The organism is Flavobacterium sp. AED (assembly GCF_000812945.1).
GTDB lineage: Bacteria > Bacteroidota > Bacteroidia > Flavobacteriales > Flavobacteriaceae > Flavobacterium.
Genome location: NZ_JSYM01000001.1, coordinates 102,088 through 126,773 on the forward strand (window position 1 = coordinate 102,088; position 24,686 = coordinate 126,773).

The window sequence follows — 24,686 nt, forward strand, 5'->3', positions numbered from 1 at the left end:
GATTATGCTTTTGAAAAATAGTCCCTAACAAAAGCATGTTGTTGATTTGCAGTCATTTTATCTGTATTTTTAATTTCAATTTTAATTTTCAAAAAGCGTTCATCTTCACTTAATAAGTCAAATAATTCAGTCTTTGCATCAGTAGGTCCAAATAGAATTACTCGTTTGTAATTTTTAATGGCTTCTCCCAGTTTTTTGTAATAATCTTGAAGTAGTCCTTTTTCTTTGTTGTGCATTGTCTTTTCACTTTTTGCTAGACTTTTATTTTTTACATCATTAGTGAATTTTGATTCAATTGTTTCTATTTCAAAATGTTTAGATGTAAATTCCATTAAATGTGCAATAGAATGATCCATCCAAATGCCTAATTTTTTTGTAGTTTTCATAATGTTTTTTTAATAGTTAATAGAGGTGATGTGATTTAGCAACTGACTGTAATTCGTAATTTTCAATAAGTTAAATTTCAGCTATTTAGTCCTAAAAAACATTATATAACTTTAGGATAAAATTATATAATTCACATGTTTTTTATTTAATTGTTAAATGGTTGTTTTGACCACAAAAAAAGGGCTGTTGTCACCAACAGCCCTTAACCAAAAACCTAACCTAACCTAACCTAACCTAACCTAACCTAACCTAACCTAACCTAACCTAACCTAACCTAACCTAACCTTATTATTTTTAGTAGTTCATTTTCAACTCTACTCTTCTGTTTTTTGCACGACCTAAAGCAGTTTTATTACTGGCATTTGGTTTGCTTTCACCATATCCTACTGCTGTCAATCTAGAGGCAGCAATACCTTTTTCCATTAAATATTTTTTAACGGATTCCGTACGTTTTTGAGATAATTCTAAATTGAAAGCATCACTACCATTACTGTCTGCATGTCCTTCGATAACTAAGTTAGAAGCTTGATATTTATTAATTAAGGTTACTAATTCGTCCAATTGTACTAAAGAAGCAACTTTTAATTTTTCACTATTATTTTCGAAGAATATTTTACTTCCTAAATAGGTGATTCGTTGTACATCTTGTTTTGTAATTTCAGGACATCCTTTATTTTCCATAGTTCCTTTAACGGTAGGACAACGGTCATCCATATCAGCTACACCATCACCATCAGAATCTGGACAGCCATTTAAACTCAATGGACCCGCAACATCTGGACAACGGTCTAAATCATTTGTTACTCCATCTTTATCATTATCCATTGGACAACCCGTTGCATCAACTTTGGTTCCCATTTTAGTATCTGGACATTTATCGTTGATATCAACTACACCATCATTATCAGAATCAGGACAGCCATTTAATAATGCAGTTCCCGCAACATCTGGACAGGCGTCTAAATAATCAGCTACACCATCTTTATCTTTATCCAAAGGACATCCGTTTGCATCAACAGCTACTCCTGCTGGAGTGTTGGGACAGGTATCATTACGATCTGAAACACCATCGTTATCAGCATCTTTTTTGTCTCCAAAATTGAAAGTCAAACCAGCCATGTGAGACAAGTAAGCATCTTTTTTACCGGCAATTACGCCGTCTCTTCTGTCCTTATTAGAATAACTGAAGGTTTCCTGTAAATTCAGCATAATTACTGGACTCAATCTGAAATTTAATCCACCACCAGCTGTAGGTAAAGCATAATCAATTCTATCTTGGTCAAAGTTGACATCTTTGTCAAATAACATTGCACCAACTCCTGCAAACACATAAGGTCTTACCACTGACTCCGGTCCGGTAAAATTAAATCTAACATTTAAAGCCACAGAATTGAAATCGCTTTTAAAACTCCCTGCAGTACTATTGTAACCTATTGTTCCTTTTGAAGCTAAAAAATTTAAATCGAAATGGCGACCTAAATATCTGGATACAGATAAACCTCCAAAACCATAAAATGCTTTATCTGTTTTATAAAAATTATTACCAAGATCGCCTTGGTATTGCGTTACTCCACTATGAAGACCTATATTCCATTTTTTGTCTTCTGTTTGTGCTTTTGATAGTAATGTAAATGCTAAGCAAGTACACATCAGTAGGATTTTTTTCATTTTAATTTATTGTTATGATTTATTAATGCAAAGATGATTAACATGAAAGACTTTAATGTTATAGAACTTTATGAATAAGTTGCATCTTTCTCACATATGGATTATTGTAGTTTTGTCCCAAAAAGGGATCTATAAAAAAGCCTTTTTTATTAACCACTCCAGGAGAGATTAATAAAAAAGGCTTTTTAATAATTCTATACTTTAAAAAAATATAAATTAAGTAAATGGCTAAATCATTATACAAGATAAGTTTTCGTCGAATTTCTCAAACTCATTTTCTGTTATTGATTGTTCTTCTTCAAAATATTTTTTTGCGGTAATTTTACCAACTTTGCAATAACTATTAGAGCCTAAGTAAACTTCGTTTTCTAGATTTTCCATTTTATGTTGTGTTAATTTTTTAATTTAAATTAGTCTAGATATCTTCTTAAAGTCCAAGACATTGTTTCGTGTGATTCCATTAGACCGGTTAGAAAATCAGCAGTTCCAGCATCTTTATTTTCTTGAATACTTAGGTCGACATCTTTTCGTAAATGAACAATAACCGTTTCATGATCGGCTAATAATTCTTTCAGCATGTCTTTTTGTGCAGGATACTGATGAGGTGATTCTTTAAGTACCGTTATATCTGAAAACTCTTTCATTGTTCCAATAGTTTTTCCACCTAATTTACTGATACGCTCCGCAATTTCATCGATTGATTCTTCTAATTGTCTGTATTGACCTTCAAATAATTTATGAAGTTCCATAAAACTTTCACCTGATACGTTCCAATGAAATTTTCTTAATTTGATATATAACGTCATTTCATTTGCTAAAATTGACGAAAGAATTGTAATGCTTTTTTTTAAATGTTCTTCTGTAATTCCTATTTGTGGTTTCATGTTTTCTAGATTTTATTTAAGTTAAAATGTTATTTTTTAAGAGGATATTATTCCTGAATGCCTAGCTTTTATCTTTTAAATTCAAGAGATATAAATACTGAAAAATACATGTTGCAAAGATGCCTAGCTAATAAAGAGAAAGTGTTATATAACTTTTTAAAGAATTTACAAGATTCTCACATTTCATTTTTTAGGGGTATTTTTTTCGGTTTCTTTATTTTTCTTTTTAAAATAGCCTCTTAATAAAAAATTATGTTGGACAGCCTCCAGATCTTCATCTAGTTTTTCGGAACTGCTTTCTAAATTTTTAATGGTTTTTTTCAAGCTAGCGCCTGATTCTTCATCGTGAAACAAAACGCCAATAGTTGTATTGGGATTATTGCCGGCTTCTTTGAGATTATTTACAAATAAATTAGCAGTTTCAGTCATTTGATGCAATTGTAAAACAGATTTTTTTATAGAAGCATAAACGATTGTATCGGTTACTAATTCATTGGCAAGAGTTCCTCTGTTATTTAGTTTTGAACTAAAATCATTTAGGGAACTGATTAGTTGTTTTGCTTTTGCGGAAGCATCATTAAGTGATACTGTTACTGAGTTTATATTGTTGTATAAAGTGTTGTCGTTCAATAATTTCCCAACAGTTCCTTCGCTTGTAGTTAACTTTTTACTGATTGTTTTAAAATCAGTTGTGATTGCCAGTAGGTTTTCATTATTCTTCTGTAAAGTATTCAAAATATTCTCTGTAGAAAATGAATTCTCAACAGCTAAAGTATCTCCTTCTTTGACTGCACTGAACTGTGGAGTACCTCCGTAAATAACAATAACTTTATTTCCTATGAGACCATCGGTACTTATTTTTGCCTTCGCATCTTTGCGAATATAATCTTGTGCTTTTTTTTCCACTTCTAAGCTCACCAAAACATGCGTTTTCTTATCGATATTTATAGTGCCTACCGTTCCTATTTTTACACCTGAAAACCAAACATTATCACCTTTTTGAAGTCCATTTACATTATCAAATAAAGAAACCAGTTCCATTTTCTTTTTGAAGGTTTCATGTAAATTTCCAACCATTAGAATTCCAACGATTAGAAATACCAACCCTAAAAAAATAAAAAGGCCTACAATTACAGCGCGTTTATTTGGAGATTCATTCATGGTTTATTGTATGAAATTATAAGCAAAAAACTTTTTGACTTGATCATCATCTGCATTTAAAACATCTTCAAATGTTCCTACTTTCGAAAACGTTCCATCAATCAACATGGCTATACGGTCGCAGGTATTTTTTGCACATGTTAAATCATGTGTGATAATAACGGAGCTTGTTTTGTATTGCTGTTGCACTTCAATAATAAGCGTATTAATTTCGGCACATGTAATCGGATCTAAACCTGATGTGGGCTCGTCATACAACATTATTTCGGGCTTTAAAATCAAAGTACGGGCAATACCTATTCTCTTGCGTTGTCCTCCGGAAAGGTCAGCAGGAAGTTCATTTATTTTATCTTTTAAACCTACTGCATCCAGTGCTTCTTCTACTGCAAGATCCACCTGTTTTCTAGTGAGGTGTTTTACATTCATAGTTAATGGAAATGCCAGATTTTGATAGACATCCATACTATCATATAAAGCACTGCTTTGAAAAGAAAATCCAATGCGTAGCCTCAATTCGTCTAATTCTTTTCCATTTAATTCCGTAACTTTTTTTCCTAATACGGTTACTTCTCCTTTGTCAGGTTTTAATAAACCTGCAATAATTTTTATTAATACGGATTTGCCAGAGCCTGATTTACCAAGTACGGCAATATTTTCGCCTCTATAAATATTTAAGTCAATGCCTTTTAAAACGTCCAATTCACCAAAGGATTTATATAATCCATTGATCGTTATGACCGATTCTTCTTTATTGATACTATGTTGTATTTTGTCTTTTTCCATGTTTAAAAATATCGAATCCAATTCACAACTTGTACTATGACAACCTCTTCAAAAAAGATAAGAAATATGGCAAGTATTACCGCCTGATTAGTTGCTTTTCCAACGCCACGTGTTCCTTGTGTTGCAAAAAATCCTTTGTAGCAACCTATAATTCCTATTGTAAATCCATAAACAATGGATTTGGTTACTGATGAAAAAATGTCCAGAAAAGAAATATTTGAAAAAGCATTTTTATAAAAAATTTCTAAACTTGTCATCTCTTCATTATGAACATTGTAATACGAACCCAATAGTCCTATAAAACTGCAATACAATGCCAGTATGGGAATGGAAATTGTTGTCGCAATTACCCGCGTAACCACTAAGTATTTAAAAGGATTGATTGCTGATACTTCCATCGCCTCAATTTGTTCCGTTACTTTCATGGAACCTAATTCAGCACTAATACTGGAACCTACTTTTCCAGCACAAATAAGTGCTGTTACCAATGGACCTAAAGCTCTTACAATGGCAATCCCAATTAAGGAAGGCAACCAGGAAACTGCCCCAAAAGTTTCCAGTGAAGGCCGTGATTGTTTTGTAAAAACGACACCTACAATAAAACCGGTCAATGTTATTAAGGAAAGTGATTTTAATCCAATCTCAAAACACTGATTAATAATTTCACGCCAATGAAAAGGAAGTATAAATGCTTCTTTAAAAAAACGAATGGTAAATTGATAGCCTTTGTGAACGCCTTCTAAATAGGAATCAATTCCTTTTGAAAATAAATATTTCTTTGTATCGATCGTATTCATTTTGGAGCGTTTCTATTTAGTTACTATTCTACCGCTTTATGCTGTTTCATTTAAAAAAGTGTTTACTTAAAATTGAATTGTATTCCTAACGAATAGCATCATAAATTTACAAAAATAAATTACACGAAGTCTATTTTTTGCGTTGATATAGTGTTTGTAGTCAGTATTTTATGTTTTATTTTTTGAATAAATTGTTTTTTTATTAAGCATAATTTTTTTTAAGTTTAATAAAAATAGAGTATTAGTTTTTTATTGTTATAATAGCGATATTGCTAGGATATAAAAGTGTACTAGTTTTTATACTTTTTTGAGTTATTTGAAAGGATTTTTTTCTGAATATTTATTAGGGTCAGCTATACAAATGAAATAACAAATAACAAAATATGGCTTTATTAGTACTTATTCGGCATGGCCAATCCATCTATAATTTAGAGAATCGTTTTACAGGAAATCTGGATGTACCATTGACTTCTTGGGGAGAAGAAGAAGCAAAGCGCGCAGGAGCCAAGTTAAAAGACTTTAATTTTTTGTATGCTTATACTTCAGTATTGAAAAGGGCAGGGGAGTCTTTGAGAATTATCTTAGAAGTAATGCAACAGACCCATATTCCTGTCATTAAGAATGAAGCTTTAAACGAAAGAATGTACGGGAGTTTACAAGGACTTAATAAAGCGGAAGTAGCAAAAAAGTACGGAGAAAATCAGTTGGAAATATGGAGAAGAAGTTATGAAGTTCGTCCTCCAGATGGCGAAAGTTTAGAAGATACTTACAATAGAATTGTGCCGTATTATAAACAAGAAATAGAACCAAAACTAAAATCTGGTAAAAATATTTTGATAGTGGCTCATGGGAATAGTCTTAGGGCATTAATGATGTATTTAGAAAATATCAGCCCAATAGCAATAGTCAAAATAAACATTCCCACTGGAACGCCCAGACTTTACGATTTAGATACTGATCTAAAAATTAGAAGTGTGAAATATTTGTAAATGAAAGATTATGCTATGGAAACTTCTTTTGCCAGGTAAATTTCCTGTACCGCATTTATGAGGTTTACGCCTTCACTAAAGGGACGTTGAAAAGCTTTTCTCCCCATAATCATTCCGGCTCCACCGGCACGCTTGTTTATTACAGCCGTTTTTATGGCTTCCGCCAAATCAGTTACACCTTTTGATTCTCCACCTGAATTAATCATACTAATGCGTCCTGAATAACAATTTATCACTTGATAACGACATAAATCGATGGGATGCTCACTGGCTAATTTGGTATACATATCCGGATTTGTTTTGGCAAATTTTATAGCTGTAAAACCACCGTTATTCGTTGGTAGCTTTTGTTTGATAATATCTGCCTGAATTGAAACCCCTAAGTAATTGGCTTGACCAGTAATATCAGCAGCCGTATTATAATCGATTCCGTCTTTTATAAAGCCATCATTTCTGGAATAACACCAAAGAATTGTAGCCATTCCTAAATTATGTGCTTCTTCAAAAGCCTTTGCTATTTCTATAATTTGCCTGTCTGATTCGGCAGAGCCAAAGTAAACAGTAGCGCCAACCGCTATAGCGCCCATATTCCAGACATCTCTGACACTCCCAAACATAATTTGGTCGTATTTATTGGGATAGGTCATCAGTTCGTTGTGATTCAGTTTTACCACAAACGGAATTTTGTGCGCATATTTTCTGGATAACATTGCCAATCCGCCCATTGTAGAAGCGACTGCATTACAACCCGCTTCCATAGCTAATTTTACAATATTTTCTGGATCGAAATAAATAGGGTTTGGAGAAAAGGAACTTCCTGCAGTATGCTCAATTCCTTGATCTACGGGTAAAATAGAAATATAACCAGTGTCACCAAGTCGGCCATGTTGGTATAACTGCGTCAAACTTCGAATGGTTTGTCCATTTCGATTGCTTTGCAGAAAATGAGTATCAATATGGAAAGGAGTAGGTACATGAATTTGATCTTTCATAATTGTTTTACAAACATGATTTAATAAAGAGTCTTTTTCATCACCTAATAAATTCAATAATTGAACTATATCTTTCATTTTTACTTTGATTTAAATGGATTTCTAAAACATTGTTTTAACAGATAAGTCTATTTTAAATTACCCCTTATAAACTGGATAATCAGTGTATCCTTTCTCATCAGCAGTATAAAATAAATCCATATTGAGGTCTTGTGATAAAGGCCAATTGTTTTTAAATCGATCTACTAAATCTGGATTATTGATAAACGGACGGCCAAAAGCTACGAGGTCTGTAAGTCCGCTTTCAATTGTTGCTTCGGCAGTTTCTTGATCAAAGCCACCGCAAAGAATTAAGGTGTTTTTAAAATTGTGTCGAATCAATTTTTTAATTTCCAAAGGAACTGGAGGTGCGCCCATAGCGGAATGATCTACAAGATGAATATAGGCAATGTCCAGTTTATTAAGTTCTTTAGATAAGTAATCATAAGTGGCTTCAATTTCAGGATAATGTGGCATATCACTGGCTACTCCGTATGGTGATAAACGAATACCAGTTTTTTCTTTTCCAATGGCAGCGGCAACAGCGGCTACTACTTCGAGTACAAATCGGCATCTATTTTCAATACTTCCACCATAATTATCAGTTCTGATGTTACTTATTGGCGAAAGAAATTCTTCTAATAGATACCCATTTGCCGAATGTAATTCTACACCATCAAATCCTGCAAATAAAGCATTTTCTGCGGCGGCAACATATTCTGTTCTGGCATGAAGAATTTCTTGTAGTGTCATTTCTTTTGGGACAACAAAATCCTGTAATCCTTTCAAGTCAGTCCACATTTGTCCAGCCGCTTTTACTTGGGAAGGGGCAAGGATATGAGCATCTTTATGCATATTCAGCGGATGACTAATTCTTCCTGAGTGCATTAATTGAACAATTATTTTTCCACCGTTTTTATGTACTGCAGTTGTTATTGTTTTCCAGCCCGCTACTTGAAGCTCACTAAATATTCCTGGAATTCTGGCATATCCAAGACCGTTAGGCGATGGCGATGTTCCTTCAGTTATAATCAATCCCGCATTGGAACGTTGCGTATAATATTCCTTCATAAGTTCATTAGGAACATTGTCAATTGCTCTGCATCTGGTCATAGGTGCCATAACAATACTATTTTTTAATTCGATGGAACCCACTTTTTTTGTTTTGAATAATTCGTGTGTTTTCATGTTTTTTATGCTCTTAGATTGTTGATATAAAGATAATTATATTTAACGAGTAGTTTTTTAATTATTTGCAAAAATTAATGAGTCTTTATGTATTTACTGTTTGATAAGTAATGATACATCAGTTTTTAAACAATAAAAAGCAATACTTTTTGAATGGTAGCTGTAAAAAACAAGATTTTGTAAACAAACTTGAAGCCGATGTAATTGTAACTAAAAAAACCTCTCGAAAATTTTTAAAATTCCGAGAGGTTTAGTATGTATTATTCTAATTTGTAAAGCAATGCGAATTGCTTTTAATTAATTTCTTTGCAAAAAAGACAATGATTGCTGTAAAGACATAAATCATTGTCTTTTTTAGTTCTATTTAAAAATACATTTTGTGTTTAGAAAAAAAGATGCTTTATGATTCGTCTTTTGTTGTACGAACTAAACTAATTCCGGAAACGAAAAATATAATGCCTAGCACGCCGTATATGATTAGTGATTTGACATCATTCATTTCAGAGGAGGCACTTGAAAATAATATCGCTGTGTAAATAAGTCCACCTATTCCAAGAGCTGTAAGTAATGCTCCAAAGATTCTTTTTAGATTCATGATTTTTATTTTTTAAGTATTGGTTAATATAAAATTTAATTTTACTTTAAAAGTCTAATTAACTTATAAATAGATGTTTTAGTTTAACTATTTAAAGCATTTATGGACATTAGTGTTATAAGACAAATGTATTTTAATTAGACTTCAAAGCTGTTATATAATTACTAACAAAACTTATATCATTTACACTTAAAAAAATGAAAAAGATTACATTCAATCCATGTACCAGCTTAATTCTTTTTCTATTTTTTAATATTTAAAAATGATAGAGATAATTTTTTGCAAGCGAACAAAAACAGTTACGCTTTTACGACATAATCAAATGCTTTATACTGTATATAGTTTATGGCTACTTCAATTTTATCCTGAGACGACAACATTATAACTGGAATTTGTGGATTGAAAGCTTTTATTTTATCTAGGGTTTCAAGTCCGTTCATTGCATTTTCTACTATACCATCAAGTTGATAATCTAATATTATTATATCAGGATTACGGGATAAATTTTCCAAGCATAGTTCTCCAGTTGAATATGTTTCAATTGTGAAATCTGCATTTTACAGAAATTCAATTTCTAAAGATTTTAAAAATAATGCATAATCATCTACCAGAAAATTTTTTATTTTATTTTCGTTTTTACTATTATGAATTTTTAATTATTTGAAGTTCTTCCTCTAATTCGATACAAGCTTGTAGACAAACGTGTTCAAGTTGTAGCACTAAATCATGCATTTCTTCTGATTTTTCTTGAACCATTGTAAGTTCTTGAATTTTTTTTGCTAAGTTTTCAAAATCAGGACTGATTCCCATTATTGAAAAAGACGGAATCATTTTATGCGCAGCGGCACCTAATAAAGACCAATTTTGGTCAGCAAAACTTTGTTTAATTGTATCTATTATAGGAGGGGTTTGTACTAAATAGAGCGAAATCATTTCCATCATTAATTTTGGATTTGACTTTGTTCTCTGATTTAAATAAGTAAGATCGATATATCTTAGTTTTTTCTTTGGATTTTCTTCATTTTCAAAAAATGTATTGACTTTAGCACGTTTAGGATTGTTTAAGATACCAACTATTTTACTATACAACAGCCTTTCATCAATTGGTTTAGCCATATAATCATTCATTCCCAATGCTTTACATTTATCAGCATCAACAGTTGTTACGTCAGCGCTTAATGCAATTATAGGAATTGTAGAATTCATGGTATTTCTAATATATTCTGTAGCTTCAAAACCATTCATTTCTGGCATTTGCAAATCCATCAAAATGATGTCATAATTTTTTTCTTTAAGTTTTTCAATAGCTATTTTACCATTTTCAGCAATCTCATTAGCAAATCCAAAATCTTCTAAAAGTGTTTTCATTAGTAATTGATTGAGTGCAATATCTTCAACCACTAAAACTTTTATATTATTTATTTCTGAATCTAACTCCAACATTTCATTCTCTAATGCTGTATCGACATTTGTTTTTTCAAAAGATAATATAAAGCTAAATGTTGATCCTTCATTAATTATGCTTTTTACACGAATACTACCGCCTTGTGGCTCTATTAATTGTTTTACTATAGCCAGACCCAGTCCAGTTCCTCCATATAATCTTGAAGTTCCGCTGGTTGCTTGCTGGAAATTTTCAAATATAGTTCCTATTTTTTCCTCAGAAATACCAATTCCCGTATCTGTTACCGCAAACTCAAGAATTACTTTATCATCATCTTCATGTAATAAATTAACACTTACCGTAATTTTTCCTTTGGTTGTAAATTTCACTGCATTACTTACCAGATTTAAAATAACTTGATGCAAACGAATCGAATCGCCTAATAGGACTTTAGGTATTTTAGGATCATAGATTTTGACTAATTTTAAATTTTTTTCTTGAATTTTTGCTTCAAATAAATGAAGCATAGCTGAAATGGTGCATTCCATTTTGAATGGCGTTTTCTCAAATGTCATTTTACCTGCATCAACTTTTGCTAAATCGAGTATGTCGTTAATAAGAACTATTAATGTGTCACCACTTATTTTAATGGCGTTTAAATATTCCTTTTGTTTAGTTGACAAATCTGTTTTTAATACCACTTTTGTAAATCCAATAATGGCATTCATTGGTGTACGAATTTCATGGCTCATATTCGACAAGAATTGCTGTTTAGCCTTCACCGCATTTTTAGCTATAATGGTGGCATTTTCAGCATTTATTTTAGCCTCTTCAGCAATTGTGGTGGCTAATTCAGCAAAAACCTTGGCTTCAATCAATTCTTTTTCAATTCTTTTTTGATCCGTAACGTCTCTGGCAACAATAACAACCCCAAGCACATTCTCTTTATCATCTTTATATACTGATCCGTTGAATAATACTTCTGTTAACTTGCCATTTTTATGACGAAGTATTAGTGGAGAATCGGCAACGAATCCTTTTTCGAATACTTTTTGATACACTTCACCTGCCTTTTGTGGTTCAGTGAAATAATCAAAAAAATCAGTTCCAATTAGTTTTTCACGTGATATTCCGGTTACTTTTACTGATGCATTATTCATATCCGTTATTTTTCCTTCGGGACTAATGGCAAATAAAGGGTCGTGACTTGCTTCAATAAGACTAAGAGAATATTTTGAAAGTAATTTTTGGGCCTTAAGATCGGTGTTGAGCTTTTTTAATTGTTCTGCTTGAATTAATAATTCTTGATTTTTTTTATACAAATCCACAAAAACAGCCACTTTTGCTTTTAATATTTCTGGCAAAAGGGGTTTGATCATATAATCGACTGCACCAGCCTGATATCCTTTGTAAATTTGTGCGGAATTATCCATGCTTGCCGTTAGAAAAATAATCGGAACATGCTTGAGTTTTTCTATTTGACGAATTAATTCTACGGTTTCAAATCCATCCATCATTGGCATTTGTACGTCTATTAATATGATGGCAAAATCTTGTTGGTGCAGCAGAATTTTTAATGCTTCATTACCAGAATTTGCTTTTACACACAAATAATTTTCGTTAGAAAGGATTACTTCTAAAGCAAACAAATTTTCAGGAAGATCATCAACCAATAAAATTTTAACAGGGCTATTTATTTTCATTTTCAATTGTAAAATAAAAGTTTGAATGTTGGAATACCAACAAAAAAAGTTTAATTATAATGAATAGTGGATATACCACCTTCACAATTACGTTTTATTATTTACTTAACCATACACGCATTAATGACAGTAAACGTTCTACATCAATAGGTTTTGTAATGTAGTCGTTAGCACCGGCATCAATGCATTTTTGTTTGTCATCTTTCATGGCTTTTGCGGTAAGCGCAATTACAGGCAGGTTTTTAAATTTTATCTGAGATCGTATTCGTTTCATTGCTTCGTAACCATCCATTTCAGGCATCATAATATCCATTAATACCATATCAATGTCATTATGCACATTCAGCATCTCCAATGCATTTTTTCCGTTTTCTGATTTTATGACTTCCATTCCTCGTTCTTGCAATATTTTGGATAATGCAAAAACATTACGCATATCGTCATCTACCAATACTATTTTTTTGGAATGAAATATAGCTTCTTTATCATGTAAACTATTAATAATCGTTTGTTTTGATTTTGGTAAGTTACTGATGGTCCGGTGAAGGAAAAGAGCTGTCTCATCCAGCAATCGTTCTTCTGATTTTATGCCTTTTATAATAATGCTCTCCGCATATTTTTGGAGTAGATTATTTTCTTCTTTTGTAAGCTCTTTTCCAGTGTAAACAATAATAGGAGGCATGTTATGGCCTTTTATATCTTCCAGTTTATTGATAAGGTCAAAGCCGCTCATGTCTGGTAAACCAATATCCAGTATGATACAATCGATGTGATTCTCTTGATACAATGCTAAAGCTTCTTTGCCTGTTGCTGCTTCAAAACAATGTACATCACCATTGCCAATGAGTATTTTCATTGCCTTTCTTGAATTTTCATTATCTTCAATAATCAACAGGTTTTTTATTTTTCTATTTACAAAATTTTCAATTCGGTTGAAAGCTTCTTCCAGTTCATTTTTAGCGATTGGTTTCATCAGGTATTCTACTGCACCTTCTCTGATTGGTTCCAGCGAACGGTCATTTGCCGAAATAATATGCACAGGAATATGCCTTACAGATGGATTTGCTTTTAATTCATGCAATACTTGCTGTCCTTTGATTCCAGGTAAACCCATATCAAGAATAATTGCTTGGGGTTTATACTTTGAAGCAAGCAATAGACCATCTTCTCCAGTTGCTGCCGACAAACATTTGAATCCTTTTTTGTTAGCTTGGTTTAAAAGTATAGCAGCAAAATGTCGATCATCTTCAATAATGAGTACTACTTTATCATCTGCGCTTATTGTGTCTCTGTCATCTTTTATGGTATCATAATTTAAATATTCAGATTCAATTTTTGGGTGTGGTGTATACAAAACGGGTTTCAATGTAATTGTACTGAAAGTTTCTTGTTCAGGGAATATTTCAAGCGGAATAATGAGTGAAAAAGTTGATCCTTCTTCTAAATTGCTGCTTACTTTTATTTCGCTTTCTAATAACTTTGCAAGTTCCCGTGAAATGGAAAGCCCTAATCCGGTACCGCCATATTTTCTGGAAGTACCACCTTCTGCTTGTTGAAAAGCTTCAAATATAGCAGTTTGTTTGTCTTCGGATATTCCAATACCTGTATCAGTAACAGAAATATTCAAAGTGGTTTCCGTATTTGGATCAATACGTATAGTTACACTTCCTTTTTCGGTGAATTTTATAGCATTGGATATAAGATTTTTCAATATCTGATTCAAACGTTGTGAATCGGTGTGGATAAATTCAGGTAAAGCTGCCGCCAATTTGCAAACAAGTTTTAACCCTTTTTGCTGTGCCTGATGTTTGAAATCACGAAGAAGATCATTTGAGAAATTTTTTAATGATACTTTTTCAACATTTATAGACATTTTTCCTGCTTCAATTTTAGACAGATCTAGTACTTCATTAATTAATATAAGAAGGTCATGACCGCTTTTATAAATTATTTCTGCACTTTCAACCTGAACATCATCCAGATTTTTCTTTCTGTTTTCTGATAAATCTTTTGAAAGGATTAGCAAACTATTAAGCGGTGTTCTTAACTCATGCGACATGTTTGCAAGAAATTCTGATTTATACTTGCTGCTAATCTCCAGTTGTTTTGTTTTTTGCTCAATGTTATTTTTTGAAGCTTGAACTTCCTTATTTTTCTCTTCTAATGATTGAGTTTGTTCTTCCAATTCTTCATTGGTCATTTGTAACTCTTCCTGCTGTTGTTTAAGATCTTGCGCTTGTTGTTCTAATTCTTCATTCAGTTGTCTGAGCTCTTCTTGCTGTATTTGAAGTTCTTCAGCTTGATTAGAAAGTTCTTTGTTGGCAAAACTTAACTCTACAGCTCTTTTTTCTTTTTCTTCATTTTGATAGGCAAGTTCTTTGTTTGCAATTCCTAACTCTGCTGCTCTTTTTTCTTTCTCTTCGTTTTGATAGGCAAGTTCTTTGTTTGCAATTCCTAACTCTGCCGCTCTTTTTTCTTTTTCATCATTTTGGTAAGCAAGTTCTTTGTTCGCAATGCCTAATTCTGCCGCTCTTTTTTCTTTCTCGTCATTTTGGTAGGCGAGTTCTTTATTGGCAATGCCTAATTCTGCAGCTCTTTTTTCTTTCTCATCATTTTGAAAGGCGAGTTCTTTGTTCGCAATTCCTAGCTCTGCAGCCCTTTTTTCTTTCTCATCATTTTGATAGGCAAGTTCTTTATTAGCAATAACTAATTCTGCAGCTCTTTTTTCTTTCTCTTCAGCTTGTTGAACAGTATTAACGCTAATGGCTATACTGTTCATAGAAACACTGATGAATTCCTTCTCTGTTTCATTGAAATCAGTAAGTTTACCTATTTCTATTACGCCAATCGTTTTACCTTCAAGCAAAAAAGGAGTAATGAGCAAGTTTTTTGGTTTTGCATTCAAAATGGATGAAGTGATGCGTATTTGATCTTCGGATATATCTGTTAAATAAATTTGTTTTTGTTCCCAAGCGGACTGGCCAATTAATCCCTCATTTAATTTGAATTTTTCATTAGAGTCTTTAGCTGCTGAAAAGGCAAATTTACCGTTTAGTGTCAGGAGATTTTCTTTTTCATTAAAGAGATACACAGCTCCTATATTAGCGTTCAGATAAGTACATAAAAAACTGATAGTACTGTTTGCTAATTGTGCTATACTTTGGTCTCCTATTAATTTTTCATTAAGTTCGGAGTTACCTGTAAGTAACCAGTTTTTATTTGCAGTTTCAGATTCGGAACTTTTAAGAGCTTTTAAATTTTCAGTAACTATAGTGTATACAACGACAAGAATCATTACAATGATTAACAATAAAACACCAAAAACAATATTAAACTTACTGGCATCATCTTGACTGATTTCTATCCTTTCGGCAAGTAACGTTTGTTCAGATTCCTGTGCTTTATCAATTATTCTTCTTATCTCATCTTGCAATTGTTTTCCTTCGCCTGAAGCAACAAATTCCATTGCTTTTTTAAAATCTGTTTTACGAAGGGTTATGCATTTTTTTAAATTATCAAAACGTATTTTGAGCTCTTTCGCAAGTTCCTCAATGTTGTTTTGCTGATTAGGGTTGTCTTTTGTTAATTCCTTTATTTTATCAAGTTGATCTGTTACTTTTGTATTGGCAGATGTAAAAGGTTTCAGAAAATCGGTATCGCCAGTAATGACATAACCTCTTACGCCAGTTTCGGCATCAACAGAAGACATAAGTATTTTTTCGAATTCATATAATACCTGATTGGAATGATTTACCAAGGTATTTGAAGCGACAAATTTTTCACTGTTTTTAAAAGAGAAAATGGCAACTCCTAAAAGGACTAAAGCACAAGCTATAAATCCGATTACTATTTTTCTACCAAGGGTTATTTCCATTCTATAATATTTGTAAAGGTTATCGAAATTATTCTTTTTGTTTATCAATTTTTATCAGTAACGCGACTATATTCTCCAATGATAGAATATAATCAGATTCAATAGCACCAATTGCAGACTTTGGCATATAAGGAGATTCTGCTGTTTTCGGGTCTTGAATGATGGCTAGACCACCCAATTCTTTTATTCGCTTTATACCTCTGGTCCCGTCATGATTAGAGCCTGTAAGTACGATTCCAATTAATTTGTTTTTATAGGCTTCAGCCGCCGATTCAAATAATACATCAATTGAAGGTCTTGCAAAACTCACACGTTCGTCTATGGTAAAGGAAAAGGTTTTATCCTTTTCAATCAGCAAGTGATAATTAGGTGGAGCAATATAAATTTTGCCTTTTTCAATGTTCTCCTTTTCATCAGCTTCTTTTATATCAAGGTGGCTTTTTTCATTTAAAAGTTTTATCCATTGACTATCTGAATGAGCACCTAAATGTTGCACTATAATAATGGGCGTATTGAAATCAGCGGGTAAAGCTGAAAATATAATTTTCAAAGCATTCATGCCGCCAGAAGAAACTCCTATTACTATTGCTTTATATTGCATTTAATATTTCTTTTTAAATATTCGTTGTTTTGTATCCAACTCAATATATTCCTCATGCAGATCAGTAAACCGTAAACTTTCTTTGGATCCTAAACATAAAACACCCCCATTAATGATACTATTATAAAAAAGGGTTTGGACTTTGTTTTGTAAATTTTTATCAAAATAAATCAGCACATTTCGACATAATATCAAGTGTACTTCAGCAAATACACTATCAGTAACCAAATTATGATTGGCCCAAACAATATTTTTTTTTAATGATTGATTCATAATGACGTTATCATAATTGGACGTATAATAACTGGAAAAAAATTCTTTTCCTCCTGACAATTGATAATTTGTAGTGTATTCTTTTATCATTTTGTTCGAAAAAATTCCATCTTTTGCACGGTTCAAAGCTATCTGATTAAAATCAGTTGCATAAATAGTAGTTCTATCATACAATCCTTCTTCTTGCAAAATGATAGCCATCGAATACGCTTCTTCTCCAGTTGCACAGCCAGCATGCCATATTTTTATAAAGGGATACGTTTTTAAAATTGGGATAACTTTTTCTCGTAATGATCTATAAAAGGCTGGATCACGAAACATTTCGGTTACTGTTATCGATAAATCCTGTAGCAGTTCAGAAGCAAATGTTTCATCTTTCAAAACCTTAGATTGCATTTGGGAAATATCTTCTAAGCCTGAAAATGACATTCTGTTCATGATTCTGCGCCTGATATGAGCTTGAGAATACTGCCTGAAATCATAGCCATATTTCCTATAAATAGCTTCTAATAACAATGAAATTTCTAGATCTGATGTGTCTTTATATTGCATTTTTGTAAAATAAATTTGGTTTTTTTGACCAAATTAAAAATAGATTAATCTAACGAACTATGAAATTAATGGAGAATTATAGTAAAAAACAGATTACATGCGATCCATATACCAACTTAATTCTTTTTCCATTTTTTGATATTTAAAAATGGTAGTGATAATTTTTTGTAAGCGTACAAATGCTGTTTCACTTTTTACAACATAATCAAATGCCTTATGATGCATACAGTTTATGGCTACTTCAATTTTATCCTGCGAAGACAGCATCACAACTGGGGTTTGTACATTGAAAGCTTTAATTTTGTCTAAAGTTTCAAGTCCATTCATAGCACCTTGTACAATACCATCAAGTTGGTAATCCAATATTATTACATCGGGATTATGAGATAAATTTTCTACACATAGTTCTCCTGTAGAATAGGTTTCAATTATAAAATCTGCGTTTTCCTGAAACTCAATTTCTAAAGATTTTAAAAATAATGCATCATCATCTACCAGGAAAATTTTTATTTTGTTTTCGTTTTTCACTATTATTTATTTTTAATTACGTTAAGTTCTTCTTCTAATTCACTACAGGCCTGCAAACAAATTTCTTCGAGTTGAATTACTAAGTCATATATTCCTTCTGCTTTTTCTTGTGTGCTTGCAAATTCCTGAATTTTTTTTGCTATGTTTTCAAAAGCAGGGCTAATTCCCATTATTGAAAACGAGGGAATTATTTTATGTATTGAAGCTCCTAATAATGACCAATTTTTGTCTGTCAAACTTTGTTTAATACTATCAATTAATGGTGGTGTTTGTATTAAGTACAGCGATATCATTTCTATCATTAATTTGGGATCAGATTTAGTTCGCTGATTTAAATAAACTAAATCAATACATCTTATTTTTTTCTTTATACTATCCCTTTCTTGCAAATTGTCTTGCAAATTTTCCTTTAAATTCTCATTAAGTTTTGAAGTTAGTTTTTTTAGTTTAGGTTTCTTTAATATACTAACTATTTTACTATACAACAACTTTTCATCAACGGGTTTTGCCAGATAATCATTCATTCCAACGGCTTTGCATTTATCTAAATCAACAGTCGTTACATCAGCAGTTAAAGCAATAATAGGAATTTTCGAATTCATTATCTTACGAATGTACTCTGTAGCTTCAAATCCATTCATTTCCGGCATTTGTAAATCCATCAGAATGATGTCATAATCTTTTCCTTTAAGTTTTTCAATAGCTATTTTACCATTTTCGGCAATATCTAAGCCAAATCCAAAATCATCCAATAACGTTTTCATTAGTAATTGATTGAGTGCTATGTCTTCAACAACTAATACTTTTATATTTTTTATTTCAGTATCTAATTCCATTAGCTCAGTTTCTAATTCGGCATCAGCATTTGTTTTTTGAAAGCTTAAAGCAAAGCTAAATATTGAACCTTCATTAACGATACTTTTTACACGAATACTACCTCCTTGAGATTCTACTAATTGTTTTACTATGGCAAGACCTAATCCTGTTCCTCCATACAATCTGGAGGTTCCACTTGAGGCTTGTTGAAAATTTTCAAATATTTTTCCTATTTTCTCTTTGGGTATGCCAATCCCTGTATCACTTACAGCAAATTCAATAATTACTTTATCATCATCTTCATGTAATAAATTAACGCTAACAGTAATTTTTCCCTTTGTCGTAAATTTTACGGCATTACTGACTAAGTTTAAAATAATTTGATGCAAACGAATTGGGTCTCCAACTAAGACTTTAGGAATTCGACTATCATATTCTTTTACCAATTTTAAATTTTTTTCTTGAATTTTTGTTTCAAATAAATGAAGCATAGACAATATTGAGTCTTTCATTTTGAAAGGCGTTTTCTCAAAAGTCATCTTACCCGCATCTACTTTTGCTAAATCAAGTATGTCATTGATGAGAACGATTAATGCATCGCCACTCATTTTAATAGCATCTAAATATTCTTTTTGTTTAGCTGTCAAATCTGTTTTTAAAACCACTTTTGTAAATCCGATAATAGCATTCATCGGCGTACGAATTTCATGGCTCATATTTGACAAAAATTGCTGTTTTGCCTTTACTGCATTTTCCGCAATGATGGTGGCACTTTCGGCATTTCTCTTGGCTTCTTCTGCAATTTCTGTTGCTAACTCAGCAAAAACTCTGGCCTCAATAAGCTCATTAGCAATTCTTTTCTGATCCGTTACATCTCTGGCAACAATTACAACACCAAGTACATTTCCTTTATCATCTTTGTAAACTGAGCCGTTAAACAATACATCCGTTAATTTACCGTCTTTGTGACAAAGTGTAAGAGGAGAATCAGCAACAGAACCTTTTTCAAATACTTCCTGATATACTTCTCTAGCTTTTTGTTGTTCGGTAAAATAATCAAAGAAATCAGAATCGGTAAGTTCTTCTCTTGTCATACCTGTAATGTTTACCAATGCTTCATTCATATCAGTAATTTTTCCTTTGGTGTTTATCGTAACCAATGGATCAAGACTTGCTTCAATCAAACTAAGAGAATATTGCGACGCTAATTTTGCAGTATAGCTTAATTCTTCAAGCTCTTTATTTAAAATTTCGCGCTTTACTTTTTCATTATTTTGAAATAGAAGTTCTTCGTTAGCTATGATTAATTCGTTTGCCCGTTTTTCTTTCTCATCGTTTTGAAACAGAAGCTCTTTATTGGCTATAACTAATTCAGCAGCTCTTTTTTCTTTCTCTTCATTTTGAAAAAGAAGCTCTTTATTCGCTATTATTAATTCAGCTGCTCGTTTTTCTTTTACTTTATATTGTAAAGCAAGTTCTTCATTTGCGATTACTAATTCAGCAGCTCTTTTTTCTTTTTCATTGTTTTGAAAAGCCAGTTCTTCATTTGCAATTACTAATTCAGCAGCTCTTTTTTCTTTTTCATCATTTTGAAAGGCTAACTCATTGTTTGCAATAATTAACTCATTGGCTCTTTTTTCTTTTTCATCGTTTTGATGCGCCAGTTCTTGATTAGCAATTCTTAAATCTAATGCCCATTTTTGCTCTGCTATATCTCTTGCTACAACAACAACGCCAAGTACATTTCCGCTGTCGTCTTTATAAACAGATCCATTAAATAAAACATCGGTCAATTTTCCTTCTTTATGTCTAAGGGTAAGTGGAGAGTCAGTCACAGATCCTTTCTCAAACACTTCCTGATAGACTTCTCGGGCTTTTTGTTTCTCAGTAAAATAATCAAAGAAATCTGATTTAGTGAGTTCTTTACGTGTCATACCGGTAATATTCACTAATGCTTCATTCATATCAGTAATCTTGCCTTCAGTATTTATGGTAACTAATGGATCAAGACTTGCTTCGATTAAGCTTAAAGAATATTTTGAAAGTAATTTTTGGGCTGTTACATCTCTAGCAGCCGCAAAAACGCCAAGAACATTCCCTTTATCATCTTTATAAACGGAAGCATTGTATAACACATCCGTTAATTTTCCGTTTTTATGTTTTATCGTTAGTGGATAATCAGCAACAAAACTTTTCTCAAAAACCTGTTGATATCCTTGTTTTGCTTTTTCTTGTTCGGTAAAATAATTTGAAAAATCAGTTCCAATTAAATTTTCCCGAGAAATTCCTGTAATTTTTATTGATGCTTCGTTTACATCAGTAATCTTTCCATCAACACTAATTGTAACAAACGGATCTAAACTAGCTTCAATTAAACTCCTGGTATATTGAGACTCGTGTTTGTTTGTTGTGCCCATTTTAATTATTTATATCATTAGAATTTCCAATGTCTTCAATTGGATTTCTTCTTTTATCCTTCAACTGTTTGAAATGCGAAGGGGATAAACCAGTGACTTTTTTAAACTGGCTAGAAAGATGCGCTACACTGCTGTAGTTCATTTTCCAAGCAATTTCAGTAATGTTTAATTCACCATAAATAATTAGTTCCTTTATTCGTTCCGTTTTGTGAGAAATTATAAATTGCTCAATTGTAGTTCCTTGTACTTCCGAAAACAAGTTAGACAAGTACGTATAATCATGATTTAGTTTTTCACTCAGATAATCAGAAAAGTTCACTTTTATGTTTTCAGTAGAATGGTGTACCATTTCAATAATCACATTTTTTATTTTTTCAATGAGCATGGCTTTCTTATCATCCATTAATTCGAGCCCAGAATTCAAAAGGGCTGATTTAAGTTTTTCACGTTGATCCATAGAAATAGTTTCCATGATTTCAACTTCACCTAAATCAACAACAATGAAGTGTAGTCCCAGTTTTTTCAATTCCTCTTTTACCGCCATTTTGCAGCGATTACTAACCATGTATTTGATATATAGTTTCAAATTATTTTTTTTTAACAGATTATGTAAAAATCGGATAAACAGTATTAAAAACACTTACATAACTTTAAAAAAAAGTTGCATAATTCACACATTATTAATTTCAATTTATTTTTAATAATGTAGCCTTCGGTAGGAAAATGAGTAATTAAAAAGGGCTCTGTTTTTGAATAAAATGAACCCATTAAGTATTTTAATTTTTTTAAATTTACGAATAAACGCCGACAAAGAGGCATCATTCGAGTTTTAATAAAATAATGTGGGGTTTATGATCTAATTATCTGTGATAATTTTAAATAGATTACAACCCACAGATTCATCAAAGTAATGAATCGTTTAAAGACAAAATACTTTAGTCGGTTATTTTCTGTTATTGATACAAAGTTGTTATTTGTGTAGCTGTATCGTAATTTTTTTTGGTTTTATCCGAAGCTGTCGAAAAGTATGTTTTTCGATTAACAGCAGTAAAATTACCTATTTGACTGCTAAATTTACTGGCATTTCCTTTGATGTTAAAACGAATCGATTGAATATCAGTAATTTTCATTTTATTCATTTCTAAAGGAGAAAAGGTGTAATACGATACAATTTTATTTTCTATATTTTCCCTAATCCCTTTATCAGAACATATTATGATGGTATTATCAGTTAAATAAACATAGACTACCCCTGAAATATTAAATGTGGGGTTTGTAGTTGCAACGGCTAATTTTAGGATACCACCATTTTCTGTTTTTGCAATCTGTATAGCTGCAATTCCTGTTAAGGCATAGTTTTCACAAATAAAATCCAAAGAATTCGTAGCGTGATAAGATCTACCTTTAAAACTCAATAATTCCTGACTTGTTGCAGAAAACGTAACCATAATTAATAAAATAAGCAGGACTTTTTGATTCATGAATTCAGGGCTGTTAATTGAAATTATTTATATTGAAAAGTGTCCACCCAATCGAGTGATTTAATAGACGAAACCTTGTTTTCTTGATTCATTGAAACCCGAAGTTCTTTGTTGGCAACTTTCTTTGTATACAATGCTTTATAACGAAAAATACTAGTTTGATCACTATTGTTCTTATAGATTTCAACTAGCTGAAGGTCTTTAAAAGTACCATAATATTGACGAAATCTAGTACATGTTTTTGTCAAGCGTTCTTCGGTTGTATTTTTAATTACCGAAGGGGTTGCTTCACTTTCGTTAAAAGGTTTAAACTTAGAAGTATTACAGGTCATTAAAACCCTTTTTCCTAATTCATACGCTTTATCTTTTTGAGATTCACTCACTTCAGAAAATGTTAGTTTGACTAATTTTACTTCCTCAGGTTTAGGAGCAGTAACAACGGTTTTAGATTTACAACCTACTAATAAAACAATGCCTAGAAAGAGAATTATCTTTTTCATAATTTATGTAATTTTTAATAATAAGTTAGGATTAGGACAATTTTCTAAATAATAATCCAGATTATTTTTGCTGCAAACTCCAGGATAATCACCAAAATTAACTCCGATATTTTTTATAATCTGAAAATGTAAGTGAGGTGCATAATCTCCATTAATTGGTGAATTCCCCAAAGTTGCTATTTGTTGTCCTTTTTTAACAATATCTCCAATTTCAATTTTTGTAATACTTTCTAATGAAAGATGGCCGTACAAAGTATAAAAAGTTTCATTTTTTATTTTGTGTTCTAAAATAATGGTTGGGCCATAATCTCCCAAACCTGCATTATAATTAAAACTATGAATAGTTCCATCAACAGCTGCTAATACAGGAGTTCCAGCTTTTATCCATAAATCTAATCCAATATGAATATTTCGCTCTTCGGATTTAGTATCATTAAAAACAGCACTTCGTTTGTATAAATTACGTTCTTCATTATAACCTCCAAATGCGACTTTTGCTTCGCTTGTTGTTAAATAATTTTCGATGTATCTTTCGAAATCAATAGCATTGCCAATATCCAATTTTAATAATTCAGGATTAAAAGTTGATAAATCTAAAGCGATATAATTTTTATAATCAATAGAATCATCTATCACTTTAACATTTTGTATGCTTTTTAAAAGAGTTTCCAAAGTGTTCATTTTCTATTATTTTTAATAAAGTTTAAATTTAAAATAAAAAATGCCAACATAAATAATTTATGTTGGCATTATAACTTTTAATTAAGAGAATAATCGAGTATTATTTTTTGATCTCAATTTTTGCTTCACCACCCGAAACATTAACACTTGTTTTAGTTGCTCCATCTTTAGTACTGACATTTACACCATCAGTACTTACTTTTATAGAAGTACTATCTTTCGCTTCTCCTGAAACTGTAGGAGTGGATGGAGTAGATGCGCTAGATGTTTCCACTTGTGGTGCAATAGGATTGTCGTCTTTTTTCTTGCAGGAAACAATCGTCATAATCGAAAGTACTCCTAAAATTAGTGTTATCTTTTTCATCTTATTTTTTTATTATGGTTACTGACTAA

General features: G+C 31.7%; 23 protein-coding genes. 1 reads left to right on the top strand and 22 read right to left on the bottom strand.

From position 1 onward, the window contains the following. Positions 1-2: 2 nt before the first annotated feature. The 7 genes from OA85_RS00460 to OA85_RS00485 form a co-directional block, all read right to left on the bottom strand. Entirely contained in the window at positions 3-386 is a 384-nt protein-coding gene (locus OA85_RS00460; RefSeq protein ID WP_039107339.1) for a hypothetical protein, read from the bottom strand. Between the two features lie 295 nt (positions 387-681). Continuing rightward, a complete protein-coding gene (locus OA85_RS17730) occupies positions 682-2,055 on the bottom strand; it encodes an OmpA family protein (protein WP_052257093.1) in 1,374 nt (457 codons plus the stop codon). 228 nt (positions 2,056-2,283) lie between these two features. Next, positions 2,284-2,436 carry a hypothetical protein gene (locus OA85_RS17280; protein WP_156129388.1) on the bottom strand — a complete coding sequence of 51 codons (153 nt, stop codon included), beginning with the start codon at positions 2,434-2,436 and terminating at the stop codon, positions 2,284-2,286. A 29-nt stretch (positions 2,437-2,465) separates the two neighbouring features. Continuing rightward, the gene (locus OA85_RS00470; RefSeq protein WP_039107341.1) at positions 2,466-2,939 is read right to left on the bottom strand and encodes a Dps family protein; all 474 of its coding nucleotides are present in this window, start codon (positions 2,937-2,939) and stop codon (positions 2,466-2,468) included. 183 nt (positions 2,940-3,122) lie between these two features. Continuing rightward, positions 3,123-4,100, bottom strand: coding sequence for an MlaD family protein (locus tag OA85_RS00475; RefSeq protein ID WP_039107343.1), 978 nt, complete (start codon positions 4,098-4,100; stop codon positions 3,123-3,125). Positions 4,101-4,103: 3 nt separating this feature from the next. Next, positions 4,104-4,883, bottom strand: coding sequence for an ABC transporter ATP-binding protein (locus OA85_RS00480; RefSeq protein WP_039109243.1), 780 nt, complete (start codon positions 4,881-4,883; stop codon positions 4,104-4,106). Between the two features lie 2 nt (positions 4,884-4,885). Then, positions 4,886-5,680 (bottom strand): ABC transporter permease, encoded by a 795-nt coding sequence (locus OA85_RS00485; RefSeq protein ID WP_039107345.1) that lies wholly within the window; start codon positions 5,678-5,680, stop codon positions 4,886-4,888. A gap of 383 nt (positions 5,681-6,063) precedes the next feature. Here OA85_RS00485 and OA85_RS00490 point away from each other — a divergent pair, with 383 nt between their 5' ends. Further along, on the top strand, positions 6,064-6,669 hold the full coding sequence (locus OA85_RS00490) for a 2,3-diphosphoglycerate-dependent phosphoglycerate mutase (protein WP_039107347.1): 606 nt from the start codon (positions 6,064-6,066) through the stop codon (positions 6,667-6,669). Between the two features lie 8 nt (positions 6,670-6,677). Here OA85_RS00490 and OA85_RS00495 read toward each other — a convergent pair whose 3' ends face one another. From OA85_RS00495 to OA85_RS00565, 15 genes are all read right to left on the bottom strand, one after another. Next, the gene (locus tag OA85_RS00495) at positions 6,678-7,739 is read right to left on the bottom strand and encodes a class I fructose-bisphosphate aldolase (protein ID WP_039107349.1); all 1,062 of its coding nucleotides are present in this window, start codon (positions 7,737-7,739) and stop codon (positions 6,678-6,680) included. Between the two features lie 60 nt (positions 7,740-7,799). Continuing rightward, a complete protein-coding gene (locus OA85_RS00500) occupies positions 7,800-8,888 on the bottom strand; it encodes an alkene reductase (protein WP_039107351.1) in 1,089 nt (362 codons plus the stop codon). Positions 8,889-9,288: 400 nt separating this feature from the next. Then, the gene (locus OA85_RS00505) at positions 9,289-9,483 is read right to left on the bottom strand and encodes a hypothetical protein (protein ID WP_039107352.1); all 195 of its coding nucleotides are present in this window, start codon (positions 9,481-9,483) and stop codon (positions 9,289-9,291) included. A gap of 299 nt (positions 9,484-9,782) precedes the next feature. Further along, complete coding sequence (locus tag OA85_RS17570) at positions 9,783-9,995, bottom strand: response regulator (protein ID WP_231557051.1); 213 nt, start codon at positions 9,993-9,995, stop codon at positions 9,783-9,785. Between the two features lie 130 nt (positions 9,996-10,125). Next, positions 10,126-12,570 carry a response regulator gene (locus tag OA85_RS00515; protein WP_052257094.1) on the bottom strand — a complete coding sequence of 815 codons (2,445 nt, stop codon included), beginning with the start codon at positions 12,568-12,570 and terminating at the stop codon, positions 10,126-10,128. A 97-nt stretch (positions 12,571-12,667) separates the two neighbouring features. After that, positions 12,668-16,444, bottom strand: a complete 3,777-nt coding sequence (locus OA85_RS00520) for a response regulator (protein WP_052257095.1) — start codon at positions 16,442-16,444, stop codon at positions 12,668-12,670. Positions 16,445-16,472: 28 nt separating this feature from the next. Continuing rightward, positions 16,473-17,045, bottom strand: a complete 573-nt coding sequence (locus OA85_RS00525; protein ID WP_039107354.1) for a chemotaxis protein CheB — start codon at positions 17,043-17,045, stop codon at positions 16,473-16,475. Beyond that, positions 17,046-17,870, bottom strand: coding sequence for a protein-glutamate O-methyltransferase CheR (locus OA85_RS00530; protein WP_052257096.1), 825 nt, complete (start codon positions 17,868-17,870; stop codon positions 17,046-17,048). A 93-nt stretch (positions 17,871-17,963) separates the two neighbouring features. Beyond that, positions 17,964-18,398: a response regulator gene (locus tag OA85_RS00535; protein ID WP_039107358.1), complete on the bottom strand. Its 435-nt coding sequence runs from the start codon at positions 18,396-18,398 to the stop codon at positions 17,964-17,966. 2 nt (positions 18,399-18,400) lie between these two features. Then, a complete protein-coding gene (locus OA85_RS16925; RefSeq protein WP_082014102.1) occupies positions 18,401-21,631 on the bottom strand; it encodes a PAS domain S-box protein in 3,231 nt (1,076 codons plus the stop codon). Between the two features lies 1 nt (position 21,632). Next, entirely contained in the window at positions 21,633-22,196 is a 564-nt protein-coding gene (locus tag OA85_RS00545) for an AraC family transcriptional regulator (protein ID WP_039107360.1), read from the bottom strand. 388 nt (positions 22,197-22,584) lie between these two features. After that, on the bottom strand, positions 22,585-23,112 hold the full coding sequence (locus OA85_RS00550; protein ID WP_039107362.1) for a hypothetical protein: 528 nt from the start codon (positions 23,110-23,112) through the stop codon (positions 22,585-22,587). A 23-nt stretch (positions 23,113-23,135) separates the two neighbouring features. Beyond that, positions 23,136-23,612 (bottom strand): hypothetical protein, encoded by a 477-nt coding sequence (locus OA85_RS00555; RefSeq protein ID WP_039107364.1) that lies wholly within the window; start codon positions 23,610-23,612, stop codon positions 23,136-23,138. Between the two features lie 3 nt (positions 23,613-23,615). Then, positions 23,616-24,293 carry a peptidoglycan DD-metalloendopeptidase family protein gene (locus OA85_RS00560; protein ID WP_039107366.1) on the bottom strand — a complete coding sequence of 226 codons (678 nt, stop codon included), beginning with the start codon at positions 24,291-24,293 and terminating at the stop codon, positions 23,616-23,618. Positions 24,294-24,393: 100 nt separating this feature from the next. Further along, a complete protein-coding gene (locus OA85_RS00565; RefSeq protein WP_052257097.1) occupies positions 24,394-24,657 on the bottom strand; it encodes a hypothetical protein in 264 nt (87 codons plus the stop codon). Positions 24,658-24,686 lie beyond the last annotated feature (29 nt).